Raw genomic sequence first — 15,748 nt, forward strand, 5'->3', positions numbered from 1 at the left:
ATAACGCGCACTGTGTGGTCAGGCTATTCCGCCGGGTGTTGCCGGCCCGTCAGGCCGCGCAATTCCGACTCCAGCATTTCCGTCTCGGCCGCGCGGGACCGTGCAAGCCCGGCGAGCAGCAGGTAGGCAACCGGGGTGATGTAAAGCGTGGCAATCGTCGCCAGACCCAGACCGCCGACGATGATCCAGCCAAGGACAGCGCGCGCCTCGGCTCCGGCGCCTTGTGCCAGAACCAGCGGCAGACCGCCCAGAACCGTCGCGACCATGGTCATCATCACTGGCCGCAGGCGGACAATGGCAGATTCTTCAATGGCTTCCCGGACCGTCGCGCCACGCTCGCGCAGTTGGTCGGCAAATTCGACGATCAGGATACCGTTCTTGGCCATGATGCCCACCAGCAGCACCAAGCCGATCTGCGAATAGACGTTCAGGCTGCCACCTGTGAGGAGCAGCGCGAAGATCGCGCAGGCCAGACCCAGCGGCACTGTTGCCATCACGATGACGGCGGAGACAAAGCTTTCGAACTGTGCCGACAGCACCAGAAAGACGACCGCAAGCGCAATGCCGAAGGTGATGATCAAGCCCGACGAGGTTTCGCCAAGCGTTGCGGCTTCGGCCAGCGGGACCAGCTGCATATCCTCGCCCAGCAGGTCGTCTGCCATGGCCTGCAATTCGCCAAAGGCATCGCCCAAAGCCAGTTCTGGCGTCAGGCCCGCGGTGATCGGCACCGACCGGCGCTGCGATTCACGGCCAAGTTCCGGTGCCACGGCGCGTTCGGTCAGGGTGGCGAAGGACGACACCGGCACCATCTGCCCATTGCTGGACGGCACAAAGATCCGCTCAAGATCGCCGGGATCGTTCACCGGGTCCGAGGTGGAGACAAGGCGGATGTCGAAACTGTCATCCTCAAGGAACAGGGTGCCCACAGTGCGGCCGTCAAGCACGGCCTGAAACGCCTCGCCTAGACCGTCGATCGCGACGCCAAGGTCTTCGGCGCGGGTGCGGTCAATCTCCACGAACAGCTGGGGCTGGGTAGTGTCATAGCCCAGCCGCACCTGACCAAAGCGCGGGTCCTGTTCCATCTGCTCGACAAGGGTGCGGGCCACATCGGCCAGTCGGCCATAGTCATCGCCGACCAGCGCCACGGACAGGCCCTGTCCCGCCCCGCGAATACCAAGCGAGTTTGGCTGGATCGCAAAGGTTCGCACACCAATAACCCCGCGCAGGCCCGCGTTCAGTTCGGCGGCAATTTCTTGCTGGCTGCGCGTCCGGTCAGCCCAGTCGGCCAATGTCACGACGATGAAGCCGCGATTGTCCTGCCCGCCCGACCCGGCGATGGCAAAGACGCTTTTGACCTCGCCCGAGGCGCGCAGCGGTTCGACCAGCGCCTCGATCTCGCGCATCTTGCCGTCGGTATAGTCCAGCGACACGCCCTGCGGGGCCTGCACCGACAAAAGGACAACGGCGCGGTCTTCGGCCGGTGTCAGCTCTTGCCGCAGCGATGTGGCACTGGCCACCGCAAGGGCGGCAAACAGCACCGCGACGGCGACTGAAATCAGCGGCGCGCCCAGACACAGGCGCAGGGTCGCCCGATAGAAGCCGGCGAGGAGATCGCCGATCCGGGTCATGGCCCCACGGGTTTCATCCTTGGTATGGGGCCGCAGCAGGCGCGCGGCCAGCACCGGGCACAGCGTCAGCGCGGTGATCGACGACAGCAGCACGGCAATCGCCAGAGTGAAGCCGAATTCGCGGAACAGCCCCCCGGTCTGGCCGGGCAGGAACGACAGCGGGATGAACACGGCCGCCAGCGTCGAGGTGGTGGCCAGCACGGCGAAGAACACCTGCTCGGTCCCCAGAACGGCGGCGGCGCGGGCGCCCATCCCCTCGGACCGGCGGCGGACGATGTTTTCCAGCACGACGATGGCATCGTCGACCACAAGGCCCGTCGCCAGAACCAGTGCCAGCAAGGTCATGATGTTGATGGAAAACCCGACCAGCCAGATGGCCGCCAGCGTGCCGACCAGCGCCACCGGCATCGCAATGACCGGGATCAGCGTGGCACGGACATCGCGCAGGAAGATGTAGATCACCGCCGTCACGATCAGCACTGACAAGCCAAGCGCAATCTCGACTTCGTGGATGGCGCCTTCGATGAAATCGGCACTGTCCGAGGTGACGTACATGTCGACATCGTCCGGCAGCAGCGGTTGCAGGTCGTCCACCACCTGTCGGACGGCCTCGGATATGGCGAGGGTGTTGCCGTTGGCCTGGCGGATGATGCCCAGCCCGATGCCGGTCTGACCGTTCGCCCGCAGGATCGACGCGCCGGTTTCAGGCCCAAGGGTGACTTGCGCCACGTCGCCCAGCCGCACATCGCCGGCGACAGTCAGCGCTTCGATCTGTTCCGTCGTGCGGATTGCGGCGGTGGTGCGCACTTGCAGGCTTTGCCGGTCTGAACTCAGCGCGCCGGCGGGGCTGTCAAGGGCCGCATCGCCAAGGACGTTCCGCAGGTCGGCCAGGGTCAGGCCCCGTGCCGCCAATTGCATCAGGTCGACATCGACCCGGAAGGACAGTTCCCTGTCCCCAAAGATTTGCAGGTCAGCCACCCCGGGAGCCGACAGAAGCCGGCTTTCGGCAAGGTCGCGCACAAGGGTCGTCAGCTCGTCTGCCGTCCGCCGCGACGATGTGACAGCGATACGCAGGATCGCTTCGGAGTCGGCGTCGGACTTTACCACCCTTGGCGGGTCGACATCGTCAGGCAGGTTGTTGCTGACCCGCGCCACGGCATCGCGCAGGTCGGTTGCGGCAACGTCAAGATCGACGTCATCACGAAATTCTACCGTGACCCGGCTTGATCCGAACCGCGATGTGGACGAGATCGACTTGACCCCGGCGATCCGACCCACGGCGCCTTCAATCACCGCTGTCACTTCACGGTCGATGGTTTCGGGTGCTGCCCCCGGATAATCGGTGGATACCGACACCACAGGCCGGTCGACATCCGGCAGTTCCCGCACATCCGCGCCCAACAGCCCGGCGAGCCCAGCAATCACGATCAGGGCGTTCAGCACAAAGGCCAGAATGGGGCGGCGCACGAAGAGGGCTGTGCCGTGGCCTCCGCTTTTGGGTTCGGTCGGCGGCGTTTCGGGGGAGTGGTCCATCCGTCAGCTCCTTGGTGCGGTGACGGACACCTCGGCGCCCGGGCGCAGGGCCTGAACCCCTTCGGTCACGACCATATCATCAGGTTCCAAGGTCGCTTCGATCAGCACAGCCTCGGCGCTGCGCTGCAGGATGCGGATCGGCAGGCGGGCGGCCTTGCCATCGCGCACCACCCAAACAAAGGCCCCGTCCGCGCCCCACTGGATCGCCAGCGGGTCAACGGCAGGGTATTCGGCCCCCGTGAAGACCAGATTGATCTGGAACGCCATCCCGGCGCGCAGCCGGTCGTCAGCATTGCCGACGGTGGCCTGAACCCGCAAGGTCCGGCTGGCCTCGTCCACCCGGTTGTCGATGGCCACGATCTGGCCTTCGATCACCTCACCGGGGGTCGAGATGGCGGTCGCCCGCACGGGATCGCCCACGGCAACCATGGCTGCCAGCCGTTCGGGCACGCGGAAGTCGACGATCAGGCTGGACCGGTCCTCGATCCGGGTGATCGCGGTTGTGGGGGACACCAGATCCCCGACCTGCGGTTCCACAAGGCCGACATAGCCCGCAATCGGCGCCAGCAGGCGGTGGTCGGCCAGATCGCGTTCCGCCGACTGCAGGCCCAGTTCGGCCGTGCGCAGCGCCAGTTCGGCATCCTGACGCTGCAGCGCCGTCGCAGTGCCGGACTGGGCAAGCTGTTCCAGCCGGTCGACGGTCTTTTGCGCGTCTTCCAGCACAAGGCGCGCCCGGTCCACCATAAGCTGCGCCGCTTCGGCATCCAGTGCGGCAATCACCTCGCCGACCGCCACGCGGTCACCGGGGGCCACCATGATGGACGCAAGCCGCCCCGTGACCTCGAACGATAGCTCGACTGCCTGCACCCCCCGCGCCGATCCGATGGCTGACACGATGTCGCGCAGCACTTCGGTCTGCACGTCGCTTGCCACCACCGTCACCCCGCCGCCCCGCTGGCTTCCCTGACCTTGGCCAGCTTCAGCCGCCGCTTCGGCCGGGATAATCCCCGCTGCGGTGAGGGGCTGAAGCAGTCCGACATTGTCCAGCCATGGTCGTGTTCCCGGAACAAACCGGCCAGCCAAAGGAATGGCCGCCGCGCCGATCAACACGATTGCAATAAGCTGGGGAATAGCCTTCATCCGGAGCGCCTGCTTTCTGGGTTGACGAAACCTAACTTCTGCATTGCATCGGGTGCCCTGCCAACCGGCTTGTGCGGATTGGACGGCAAACCAACAACTTGTTGATCATGTTTGCCGGTTTCTGCACGCGATCTGCGCCGGTCCAGCGGTTTCGACCGTGGCGAAGGTATTGCGACCCGGGATGAATTCAACCTGCCGGGTGGATCAAGCCTTCGGCGCACAGCCGCGCCATCAGGCCTTGCAGGTCCGATGCCAGCCGTTCTGGCGTCTCGTCAGGAAAGAGTTCGCCCAGGACTTCGACCAGCAAGGTCGCAGGGGCTGGCTCGTCCAGCATGGCCCAGATTGCCCGCGCCACCGGGTTGAGATGCCACAGCATCACATCCCCGGGCCGCCAGATGAAGGCGGCGTCACCGACACGGCGGACGGCGGCATCGCTGGCGCGCACAAAGGGCATCGTCTGGTCGATTTCTGCGGGAGTCTCCGGACTTTCGGGCGCTGTTGGTGCAAGGGGTGGGGATACGGGGCCAAAGTCCTGCCTGTCCTCACCCAATCGGCCAAAGTGCCGCAAGAGCAGCGTCGTTGCCTCTTCCAGATCAGAATAGACCAGCCGCAAACCGGTCAAGCGCTTGGCAAGGTCGTGGGCCGCGGCAAAGCTGGGCTCGGGTCCGGCGGGGCCTGCGATGCTGCGTTCCAGCAGGCGGCACAGGGTTTCATCTTCGGTCAGCCCATGCAGACGGGCCGGCCCCTCGTCGCGCCGGTCAAGCAGCAGAAAGACATGGGCGGGCACGGTCTTGCCATGCGACAGCAGGTTGGGCGTCGGCAGATAGCCGTAGCGGTCATCCGCTGGGCCCAGCCACCGCGTCACATGCTGGCGGAACGCGGGGGAGGCCCCTTCCGGCAGGGGCAGCCGAAGCCGGGGGGCAAGGCCAAGGGCCACGGCCCTGCCATCTGCCGCAATGGGCAGCACGTCGTCGCACAGGATGTCGACCTCGGGAAAAGCGGAAAGGCGGGCGACCAGCGTGGATTTTCCCGCCCGGCGCGCACCGGCAAGGACCAGCGTCGTCCCGCAAATGGTGACCGCCCCGCAATGGAGGCCAAAGACATGGTCGCCCGGTGTCTCGCTGTAGGCCTGCGAAAGGTCCGCCAGCAAAGTGCAGATCGCCGTTGCCGCAGGCAGTTTGTCGAACGGGCGGTCCAGATACCGGGAATGGGTCCGGTAGATCCCGGGTCCTCGCGGTTCGATCACACACAGCGGGGCAAGCGCGGAAGGGTCGGGTGTGGCAAGGGTGGCGGGGTCCAGTGGCTGCAGGTCCGAAGGCCAGCCATGGATGCAGCTGGACAGGGCTTCGACCAGTTCAGGATCGTCCGGCAGGACGATGGTCCGGTCGATCCCCTTCAGCCGCAGGGTGCAAAGTCGCGGGACCGAGGGCGCGATCGCCTCGGTCCCGGGAACGGCATGATACGTATGCCGGTTCAAAGTCAGCCGCCCTTCAGCACGCCGCTGAGCCAGGTCGGCAGCTCGCCTTTGTTGGTCCCGCTGGTGTTGGTGGGACGCGAGTCATTCGACGGGCTCGACGTTCCCGACGGGGCCGAAGTTCCCGACGGGGCCGAATTCCCGGAGTTCCCCGAACTTCCCGAGCTTCCGGAGCCCCCACCCGAACCGCCCGAACCACCAGAACCGCCGCTGCTGGCGTGGGCCGCGTTGAAGCCGACGAGGGCCGGGGCCATATAGGCCGCACCTGCGGTCAGTCCAACGCGCATCAGAAGATTGCGGCGGGTCAGCAGGGTTGGGCCTTTGCGATCATCCGTCATGTCAAGTTCTCCTTTTCTGACCGGGCAGTGCGACCCGGCATGCAAGGAAGAACGGGGGCGATGGAGAGTTATTCCCCCGGTTGCAGAAATTTCTTTGCCGCCGTGAAAAATCTTCCGTCCATCCTGCAATCGTTAGTCCGCTGGTGCCAAAAGTCCGTTGGTCAGTTTAAACCGCGCTGCGGTCTGCCCGTCGGATGTGGGCCCCAGCCGCGACAAGGCAAGCGGGATGGCGGCGTTGCTTGATGCAGATCAATCAGCGGTAGCCAAACTTCGCTATTCTTCACCAGACCCCACCGCAAACCGCCCGTGCCGCACGGTCAGTATCAGACTGTCAAGGAAGCGGCGGACCGCAGTGGCCCGGGGGCGTCGTCGGCATCGGCCGCGCTTGCGTGGAGCGCATCGCAGAAGCAGGCGACCAGAAAGGACAGGCTCTGACAGCCTCGATTTCCACCAAGGGGCATAGGGCAGCGCCGTGGCCCCCCCTGCGCGCCCCCGCTGCTGATGTCGCGGCGGCAGGGGCGCGCATCCGACTGGCACGAGGGGAGGGCGCGATGACATGATGCTGACAAACCCGCACGCACGATCCGCTGCCGACTGCCTTGCTGTCCTTGCGGCAACTCCCGAAGGCCTGACCGCGCCAGAAGCCGCTCAACGGCGGGCCGAACATGGCCCGAACCGGCTGCCCGAGGCGCGGACGCGGGGGCCGGTGCTGCGGTTCCTGCGGCAGTTCAACAATGTGCTGATCTATGTCCTGCTTGGCGCAGCGGCGGTCACCGGGGCCTTGCAGCATTGGGTCGACACCGGGGTGATCCTTGCGGTCGTTCTGGCAAACGCGGTGATCGGCTTTCTGCAAGAGGGCAAGGCCGAGGCGGCGATGACGGCGATCCGGGGGATGCTGGCACCAAGGGCGGCCGTCTTGCGGGATCGGCGGCGGGTCAGTCTGGATGCGGCAGATCTGGTGCCCGGCGATATCGTCTTGCTGGAGGCGGGCGACAAGGTTCCAGCCGACCTGAGGGTGCTGGAGGCGCGGGGACTGGCCGCACAGGAAGCGATCCTGACCGGAGAGTCGGTGCCGGTCGGCAAAGGCACCGAGCCTGTCGCCGTCGATGCCGCCCTTGGCGACCGCCACGCGATGCTGTGGTCAGGCACGCTGGTGACCCAAGGCACCGCGCGGGGGCTGGTGGTGGCGACGGGCCCGGCAACCGAAATCGGGCGGATCGGCGGGCTTCTGGCGGCGGTGGAAGAACTGACGACACCGCTTGTCGCGCAGATGGACCACTTCGCGCGCTGGCTCTCGTTCTTGATCCTGCTCGCGTCGGGGCTGTTGCTGGTCTACGGCTACTTTGTCGGCCACCGGGACTTTTCTGAAGTGTTCATGGTCGTCGTTGGCGTGGCTGTCGCCGCGATCCCCGAAGGTTTGCCCGCCGTGATGACCATCACGCTGGCCATCGGCGTTCAGGCCATGGCGCGACGCCATGCCATCGTGCGCCGCCTGCCCGCGATCGAGGCGATCGGTTCGGTCTCGGTCATCTGTACCGACAAGACCGGCACCCTGACCCGAAACGAGATGGTGGCGACCGCCGCAGTGACGCCGGCAGGCAGCTTTGCGATCGGGGGGGAAGGCTATGCCCCGGAAGGCTCCATCACCCCGGCCGGCGATCTGGGGCGGTTGGCCTTGGCTGCGGCGCTTTGCAACGATGCCAGCCTGCACTGCAAGGATGGGATCTGGAGCGTCGAGGGCGACCCGATGGAGGGCGCGCTTCTGGCCTTTGCGGGCAAGGTCGCGGGCGACCACGGCGGGCGGCGGCTGGATGCGATCCCGTTCGACAGCCGCCACCGGTTCATGGCCGTCCTGACCGACGGCCCATCAGGCCGCCTGACCCATGTAAAGGGCGCACCCGAGCGCGTGTTGGGGATGTGCCGTGGCATTGATCTGCACGACTGGCACAACCGGGCCGATGCTCTTGCCCGGCGCGGGCTCAGGGTGCTGGCCCTGGCCGAAATGCCCCAGACGGCCAACCGGATCGACCCCGGGGCGCTGGAGGGGGGGCTGGCCTTCCTTGGCCTTGTCGGCCTGATTGATCCGCCGCGCCCCGAAGCGGTTGCTGCCGTCGCGGAATGTCGGGCGGCCGGAATCCGGGTGAAGATGATTACGGGCGATCATGCCGGAACCGCCGCAGCCATCGCCGCGCAGATCGGGCTGGCCAACCCGCACCGCGTGCTGACGGGGGTTGACCTTGACACGCTGGACGACGCGCAGCTGGCGCTTGAGGTGGCGGATGTCGACATTTTCGCCCGTACCAGCCCTGAACACAAACTGCGCCTTGTGACGGCATTGCAGGCGGGCGGCCTGTCTGTCGCCATGACCGGTGACGGGGTGAACGATGCCCCGGCGCTCAAGCGTGCGGATGCGGGGATTGCCATGGGTCTGAAGGGCTCCGAAGCCGCGAAGGAGGCTACCGATCTGGTCCTTGCCGACGACAATTTCGCCACCATCGCGGCAGCCGTCCGCGAAGGGCGCACGGTCTATGACAACCTGAGGAAGGTGATCAGCTGGACCCTGCCCACCAACGCGGGCGAGGCACTTGTGGTCGTGCTGGCGCTGCTGTTGGGTCTGTCGCTGCCGATGACGGCGGTCCAGATCCTGTGGATCAACCTGATTACCGAATTGACCTTGGGCCTTGCCCTTGCATTCGAGCCGACCGAGCCGGGCACCATGGACCGCCCACCGCGCCCGCGCAACGCGCCCATCCTGTCGGGCGGGCTGGTCTGGCATGTCGTGCTGGTCGCCGGGCTGTTTCTGGCCGCGATCTTCGGGGTCTTCAGCTATGCCATTGACAGGGGCTATCCGCTGGCGCTGGCGCAGACCATGGCGATGAACACCTTGGTGGTGCTGGAAATCTTCCATCTGTTCTTCATCCGCAACATCCACAGCACCTCGCTGACCTGGGCCGCCGCGCGGGGCACCCCGGTTGTGTGGGCCGTTGTCATCGTCATCACCGCCGCGCAGTTTGCGGTGACGTACCTGCCGCCATTGCAAGCAGTGCTGGGCACCCGACCGGTTCCGATGCTGGATGGCTTCCTGATCGTAGGGGTCGGGGCCGCGTTCTTCGCGATCATCGAAATCGAGAAACAGATCAGACTTGGGTTCAAGGGATGACCTGCCGCAAGGCCGCGATGCTCCGCCTGTTGTAAGATATGCAGAATGGATTGCGGCACCCCACGTCCAGAAGGATCAAGGCCAAGATGAACCGCACGCGGAAAAAGCCTGAACTCCCCGCCGTCCCGCCGATGAACGCCGGGCTTGGGACAGCGGTCGATCCGCCGCATCCGCCAGAGCATCCGCATGGCAACCTTGACCGCGCCGCAGGTGCGACCATGGCCCGGCTTGCGGGCGGTGTGTCCGCGCATGCCTTCCTTGAAGCCTGGAGCGATTGGGCCCAGCACCTGGCCCGCGCCCCAGGTCGGCAACTGGAACTGGCCGAGCATGCGCAGCGCAACATGCTGAAAGTGGCGGCACTGGCGGCCAACCCGGCAAACGCCCCGCCCTTTGCCCCAAAGCCCTACGACCACCGCTTCGATCACGCTGGCTGGCAGACCTGGCCGTTCCAGCTGTGGCAGCAGGGGTTCCTTGCCATGCAGGACTGGTGGGACCAAGCCACCGAACCGATGCGCGGCCTGCGCCCCGAAGATGCTGAACGCACGCGCTTTCTGGCCCGCCAGACGCTTGATGTCCTGTCACCGTCCAACGCGCCGCTCATCAACCCCGAGATCATCACCGAAACGGTCAAGACCGGCGGCCGAAACCTGACAGAAGGTGCGGCGCATTTCGCGCATGACGCCATGCAGACCCTGACTGGTCAGCGCGACCCGGCCCCCGAAGGCTACCGGATCGGTGTGGATCTGGCCTGCACCCCCGGTCAGGTCGTCTATCGCAATGATTTGATGGAGCTGATCCAGTACACGCCTCAGACCCCGCAGGTGCATGCCCGCCCGATCCTGATCGTCCCGGCATGGATCATGAAATACTACATCCTTGATCTGTCGCCCGAAAACTCGATGGTGCGCTATCTGGTCGGGCAGGGCTTTACCGTTTTCATGATCTCATGGACCAACCCGACCGCCGCTCAGCGCGACTTGTCGCTGGAAGATTACCGCAAGCGTGGCGTGATGGCGGCCTTGGATGCGGTGACCGCAATCGTGCCCGACACGCCGGTGCAGGCGGTCGGCTACTGCCTTGGCGGCACAATTCTGGCCATTGCGGCGGCAACGATGGCCCGGGATGGCGACACGCGCCTCGCCTCGGTCACGCTGATGGCGGCGCAGGTGGATTTCGCCGAAGCGGGTGAGCTGCTGCTGTTTCTGGATGAAAGTCAGGTCGCCTTTCTGGAAGACATGATGTGGGAGCAGGGCTATCTTGATCGCCCGCAAATGGCCCGTGCCTTTGCCGCGATCCGTGCGGAAGACCTGATCTGGACCCGCGCGGTCCAGCGCTATTTCCTTGGGCGCGAGGATGTGCCCACCGATATCGGCGTCTGGCTGTCGGACACCACACGGATGCCGGCTTTGATGCATTCGCAATATCTGCGTGGGCTGTTTCTGGAAAACCGACTGACGGCCGGCCGCTTTGCCGTCGAGGGCCGGGTGATCGCGCTGAAGGACCTTTCGGTGCCCCTGTTCGTGATCGGGACGGAAACCGACCACATCGCGCCTTGGCGATCGGTCTACAAGACGCAGCTTTTCACCGACGGTGACCTGACCTTTGTCCTGACCAAAGGCGGCCACAACAGCGGGATCTTAAGCGAGCCTGGCCACAAGGGGCGGCATTATCGGATGTCGCACCGACCGGCCCGGGCGCTGTATGTCGGCCCCGATGCCTGGCTGGCTGAGGCCAAGGCCAAGTCCGGGTCATGGTGGCCAGACTGGGCGGGCTGGCTGGCCGCGCAGGGTGGCGGTCTGATGGACGCCCCGTCCGTGGGCGCAGCCGACAAAGGGCTTGCCCCGATTTGCCCCGCCCCCGGCACCTATGTCCTGCAGCCCTAAGCCTGTCGCCTGCCTGTCGTAAGGGCAGCTGCCGACGGTTAGTCATTGACTCCTGCGCCGCGCTTTCATCCAATCGGGTCAGGAACTGGCAATTGTCGGCTCCTCAAAGAACAATCACAGGGAGATGGACAATGCATCTGAAGCATGGATTTGGCCGTGCGGCAGCACTCGCGGTTCTGATGGCCGGCACTGCACCCATGGCACTGATGGCCGAAACGCCCGCTGACACGCTGGTTCTGGCGGATGCGATCGACGACATCGTGTCGATCGACCCGCATGAGGCGTTCGAGTTTTCGGGCACCGACCTGAACAACAACGTCTACGACACGCTGATCGAGCTTGATCCGACCAAGCCCGGTGAACTGGTTCCGGGCCTCGCGGAAAGCTGGGCCGTGGCCGAGGACGGCATGACCTATACATTCAAGGTCAAGTCCGGCATCACCTTTTCCAGCGGCAACCCGATGACGGCGGAAGATGCTGCAGGCAGCCTGCGCCGGGTGGTGAAGCTGAACAAGACGCCAGCCTTCATCCTGACCCAGTTCGGCCTGACCCCCGAAAACGTGGATGAGATGATCACCTTCGAGGGCGACACCGTCACCCTCAAGACCGACAAGGCCTATGCGCCGTCCTTCGTGTTCAACTGCCTGACGGCCGGGGTGGCCAACATCGTTGACATGAAGACCGTCATGGCGAACGAGGTTGAGGGCGACATGGGCAATGCCTGGCTCAAGGCCAACAGTGCCGGGACCGGGGCCTATGTCCTGCGGTCGTTCAAGCCGAACGAAGGCTATGTGCTTGAAGCCCGCGCTGGGCATTGGCGCGGCGACGCGCCGATCAAGAACGTGTTCATGCAGCACGTCCCGGAAGGTGCCACCCAGCGCCTGCTGCTGGAAAAGGGCGACATCGACATTGGCCGCGAGATGACGCCGACCGATATCGAAGGCGTGTCTGGCAACGCCGACATCAAAGTGCAGAACGATGTGGGCGGCCAGCTATACTATCTGGCGTTAAACCAGAAGAAGGCCGAACTCGCCAATCCCAAGGTTCAAGAGGCGATGCGCTGGGCCGTGGACTATACTGGCATGACCGACAGCATCCTGAAGGGACAGTGGGTCGTCCATCAGGCCTTCCTGCCAACTGGCTTTCTTGGCGCGCTGACCGAAACGCCTTACAGCCTTGATATCGAGAAGGCCAAAGCGCTTCTGGCGGAATCCGGTGTCACCCTGCCGCTGGAGGTCAGCCTGACGGTTCGCAACAACCAGGAGCGGCTGGACATCGCCACCTCACTGCAGAATACCTTCGCGCAGGCCGGGATCAACCTGACCCTGGACGTCGGCGATGGCGCCCGGGTGCTGGAGAAGTATCGCGCCCGTCAGCATGACATTACCGTGCAGACCTGGGGCCCGGACTATCCCGACCCGCACACCAACGCCTCGACCTTCGCGATGAACCCCGACAACTCGGACGAGGCGGGGAACACCGGCTACCTCGCCTGGCGCACGGCGTGGGATCCGGGTGAGCTGCATGCGATGACCGAAGCGGCCGTGGTGGAAAAGGACACCGCCGCGCGCACGGCGATGTATGAGGACATCCAGCGCAAGCACCGCGACGGATCGGCCTTCGTGATGATGTTCCAGCAGGCACGGCAGGATGCGATGCGTGCCAACGTGACAGGCTTCTATGCCGGTGGGGCGACCGACTCGGCGACCTACTGGACCGTCACCAAGTAATCGATCGGGCCGCCGCCCTGACTGGCGGCGGCCCATATGCCGCATGACCGGAATTCCCGCATCGCCCCCTGCAAAGCGTTTTCCGTCCCTTCTGGGGCAGATCCTGTTTGGGATGGCCACCCTTGCAATCACCCTGCTTGGTCTTTTGCTGGTCACCTTCGTGATCGCGCGCATCGTGCCGACCGATCCGGTGCTGTCGATTGTCGGTGAACGCGCAACCCCGGCCCAGATCGCGGCCATCCGCGACAAGCTGGGGCTGGACCTGCCGATGTGGCAGCAGTTCTTCATCTATGTCCGCGATGCGGTGCAAGGCGACCTTGGCAATTCGATCCGCACAGGTCAAAGCGTCACCTCCGAAATCGCCCGCTACTTCCCCGCCACGCTGGAGCTTGCGACGCTTGGCACGATCTTCGGCACCCTCGTAGGCGTACCCGCCGGGGTTCTGGCCGCCACCCGGCCCGGCAGCATCGCCGACCAGATCGTGCGCGTCGTGGGGCTGATGGGCTACTCCATGCCAGTCTTCTGGCTTGGGCTGATCGGCCTTTTGGTGTTCTACGGCCAGCTGGACTGGGTCGCGGGGCCGGGGCGCCTCGACCCGACCTATGACATGATGATGGAATTTACCCTGACCTCCTACACCGGGATGATCCTGATCGACGCCGCCCTGAACGGGGCCTGGGACGTGTTTGCCAATGCGGTCAGCCACATCATCCTGCCAGCCGGCCTTCTGGGCTATGTCTCGATGGCCTACATCAGCCGGATGACCCGCAGTTTCATGATGAACGAACTGGGGCAGGAATACATCACCACGGCCCGCGTGAAGGGGATGCCGGAATGGCGGGTGATCTGGGTGCATGCGATGAAGAACGTGCTGGTGCCGCTGATCACCGTCATCGCGCTCAGCTACGCCTATCTCCTTGAAGGGTCCGTCCTGACCGAGACGATCTTTGCCTGGCCGGGGCTGGGCAGCTACATCACCGACGCGCTTTTCGCCAATGACATGCCCGCCGTTCTTGGGGGGACCGTGGTCGTGGGCGTGGTCTTCGTCACCTTGAACATGGCGTCCGACATCCTCTACCGGCTGGTCGACCCAAGGGCGCGCGCATGACCGCCTTGCGTGAATGGCTCAGCGACCCCAATCCCGCATCACGGCGGCAGGCGCGACTGGGGCAGCTGTGGCTGGCCTGGCAGCGCATCCGGCGCAACCGGCTGGCGATGGCGGGGCTGGTCATCGTTGCCGTGCTGCTGATCGTCGCCGCTCTCGCCCCGTGGATTGCCCCGCATGACCCGCTGACGCAGGACCTGTCGCGCCGCCTGTTGCCACCTGGAACCCCCGGCAACCTTCTGGGCACGGACGATTTCGGTCGCGATATCCTAAGCCGCATCATCTTCGGCGCGCGGATCACGCTTTACATCATCGCGCTGGTGGCTGTGACCGCCCCGGTTCTGGGCCTGCTGATCGGCACCATGGCTGGGTATTTTGGTGGCTGGATAGATGCCACCCTGATGCGCCTGACCGACATCTTCCTGGCCTTCCCCCGGCTGATCCTGGCTTTGGCGCTGGTGGCCGTGCTTGGCCCGGGGATCGAGAATGCCGTCCTTGCCATCGCCTTGACCGCATGGCCGCCCTATGCCCGTGTCGCGCGGGCTGAAACGCTGACTGTCCGGTCCTCGGACTACATCGCCGCGATCCGCCTGCAGGGGGCCAGCGCCCCGCGCATCATCGCGGGGCATGTGGTGCCGATGTGCCTCCCGTCGGTCGTCATCCGCGTTACGCTGGACATGGCGGGGGTGATCCTGATTGCCGCGGGCCTTGGGTTCCTTGGCCTTGGTGTCCTGCCCCCCGCGCCGGAATGGGGGTTGATGATCAGCTCTGGCCGCAAGTTCCTGTTCGAACAGTGGTGGGTCGCAACCATGCCCGGGCTGGCAATCTTCATCGTCAGCCTTGGCTTCAACCTTCTGGGCGACGGCTTGCGCGATGTCCTTGACCCGAGGAGCGCCAGCCGATGAGCCTTCTGGACGTCAGGAACCTCCGCGTGACCTTCGACACCGAAACCGGCCCGGTGCAGGCGGTGCGGGGCGTGTCGTTCTCGCTTGGCCATGAACGGCTGGGGATCGTGGGTGAATCCGGGTCTGGCAAGACGATGACCGGGCGCGCCGTCCTGCGCCTGATCCGCCCACCCGGTCGGATCGAGGCCGAGGCGATGACCTTTGATGGGCAGGACATTCTTAACGCCTCGGAACGCGACATGCGGGCGTTGCGCGGCAAGCGGATCGGCATGGTGATGCAGGATCCGAAGTATTCGTTGAACCCGGTGATGTCCGTGGGCCGCCAGCTGACCGAAGGGCTGCGCCTGCGCGACGGTCTGGGCCGCGCTGATGCCACGGCCAAGGCGATTGCCGCGCTGGAAGCCGTGCAGATCCGCGACCCCGCCCGCGTCATGGACGCCTACCCGCACGAACTGTCCGGCGGGATGGGCCAGCGGGTGATGATCGCGATGATGCTGATCCCCGAACCCGACCTCCTGATTGCCGATGAACCCACCAGCGCCCTTGACGTGACCGTGCAGGCCGAGGTGCTGTCGATCCTTGACGCGCTGGTGCGCGACCGGGGCATGGGCCTGATCTTCATCAGCCACGATCTGCGGCTGGTGGCGCGGTTCTGTGACCGAGTGCTGGTGATGTACAAGGGCCTTGTGGTCGAAGAACTCGCCGCCTCAAACCTGCTTGCGGCCCAGCATCCCTATACCCGCGGCCTGCTGAATTGCCTGCCCCGGATTGGCGGCCAGCGTGGGCCGTTGCCGGGGTTGGACCGGACAGGCTCATGGGCTTCCGAGGGCGCAGAATGACCGCTCGCCACAC

Annotated in this window: 10 protein-coding genes; 6 read left to right on the plus strand and 4 right to left on the minus strand. The window is 65.2% G+C overall.

Annotated features, from left to right (window positions below; translation table 11 throughout):
• Positions 1–23 precede the first annotated feature (23 nt).
• From EI545_RS15770 to EI545_RS15785, 4 genes are all read right to left on the minus strand, one after another.
• Entirely contained in the window at positions 24–3,161 is a 3,138-nt protein-coding gene (locus EI545_RS15770) for an efflux RND transporter permease subunit (protein WP_125326351.1), read from the minus strand.
• A gap of 3 nt (positions 3,162–3,164) precedes the next feature.
• Positions 3,165–4,301, minus strand: a complete 1,137-nt coding sequence (locus EI545_RS15775; RefSeq protein WP_125326352.1) for an efflux RND transporter periplasmic adaptor subunit — start codon at positions 4,299–4,301, stop codon at positions 3,165–3,167.
• A 187-nt stretch (positions 4,302–4,488) separates the two neighbouring features.
• Positions 4,489–5,778, minus strand: a complete 1,290-nt coding sequence (locus EI545_RS15780) for a PqqD family protein (RefSeq protein ID WP_125326353.1) — start codon at positions 5,776–5,778, stop codon at positions 4,489–4,491.
• 2 nt (positions 5,779–5,780) lie between these two features.
• Complete coding sequence (locus EI545_RS15785; RefSeq protein ID WP_125326354.1) at positions 5,781–6,113, minus strand: hypothetical protein; 333 nt, start codon at positions 6,111–6,113, stop codon at positions 5,781–5,783.
• A gap of 556 nt (positions 6,114–6,669) precedes the next feature.
• On the opposite strand from EI545_RS15785, the gene EI545_RS15790 reads away from it, so the two are divergent.
• From EI545_RS15790 to EI545_RS15815, 6 genes are all read left to right on the plus strand, one after another.
• On the plus strand, positions 6,670–9,273 hold the full coding sequence (locus EI545_RS15790) for an HAD-IC family P-type ATPase (protein ID WP_125326355.1): 2,604 nt from the start codon (positions 6,670–6,672) through the stop codon (positions 9,271–9,273).
• An 86-nt stretch (positions 9,274–9,359) separates the two neighbouring features.
• On the plus strand, positions 9,360–11,156 hold the full coding sequence (locus EI545_RS15795; protein ID WP_216842457.1) for a PHA/PHB synthase family protein: 1,797 nt from the start codon (positions 9,360–9,362) through the stop codon (positions 11,154–11,156).
• 131 nt (positions 11,157–11,287) lie between these two features.
• Entirely contained in the window at positions 11,288–12,886 is a 1,599-nt protein-coding gene (locus EI545_RS15800; RefSeq protein ID WP_125326356.1) for an ABC transporter substrate-binding protein, read from the plus strand.
• Between the two features lie 43 nt (positions 12,887–12,929).
• Positions 12,930–13,994, plus strand: coding sequence for an ABC transporter permease (locus EI545_RS15805; protein WP_125326357.1), 1,065 nt, complete (start codon positions 12,930–12,932; stop codon positions 13,992–13,994).
• Complete coding sequence (locus tag EI545_RS15810; protein WP_125326358.1) at positions 13,991–14,896, plus strand: ABC transporter permease; 906 nt, start codon at positions 13,991–13,993, stop codon at positions 14,894–14,896. The genes EI545_RS15805 and EI545_RS15810 overlap by 4 nt, the downstream gene beginning before the upstream one ends.
• Positions 14,893–15,735 (plus strand): ABC transporter ATP-binding protein, encoded by an 843-nt coding sequence (locus tag EI545_RS15815; RefSeq protein ID WP_125326359.1) that lies wholly within the window; start codon positions 14,893–14,895, stop codon positions 15,733–15,735. Before EI545_RS15810 ends, EI545_RS15815 begins: the two co-directional genes overlap by 4 nt.
• Positions 15,736–15,748: the final 13 nt, after the last annotated feature.

This window comes from Tabrizicola piscis, from assembly GCF_003940805.1.
Lineage (GTDB): Bacteria > Pseudomonadota > Alphaproteobacteria > Rhodobacterales > Rhodobacteraceae > Tabrizicola > Tabrizicola piscis.

Bases quoted from the DNA above. Each gene is read 5' to 3' on its own strand.
- EI545_RS15790 (WP_125326355.1), top strand. From the start codon at position 6,670: ATGATGCTGACAAACCCGCACGCACGATCCGCTGCCGACTGCCTTGCT.
- EI545_RS15810 (WP_125326358.1), top strand. From the start codon at position 13,991: ATGACCGCCTTGCGTGAATGGCTCAGCGACCCCAATCCCGCATCACGG.
- EI545_RS15795 (WP_216842457.1), top strand. From the start codon at position 9,360: ATGAACCGCACGCGGAAAAAGCCTGAACTCCCCGCCGTCCCGCCGATG.
- EI545_RS15785 (WP_125326354.1), bottom strand. From the start codon at position 6,113: ATGACGGATGATCGCAAAGGCCCAACCCTGCTGACCCGCCGCAATCTT.
- EI545_RS15815 (WP_125326359.1), top strand. From the start codon at position 14,893: ATGAGCCTTCTGGACGTCAGGAACCTCCGCGTGACCTTCGACACCGAA.
- EI545_RS15775 (WP_125326352.1), bottom strand. From the start codon at position 4,301: ATGAAGGCTATTCCCCAGCTTATTGCAATCGTGTTGATCGGCGCGGCG.
- EI545_RS15805 (WP_125326357.1), top strand. From the start codon at position 12,930: ATGACCGGAATTCCCGCATCGCCCCCTGCAAAGCGTTTTCCGTCCCTT.
- EI545_RS15770 (WP_125326351.1), bottom strand. From the start codon at position 3,161: ATGGACCACTCCCCCGAAACGCCGCCGACCGAACCCAAAAGCGGAGGC.
- EI545_RS15800 (WP_125326356.1), top strand. From the start codon at position 11,288: ATGCATCTGAAGCATGGATTTGGCCGTGCGGCAGCACTCGCGGTTCTG.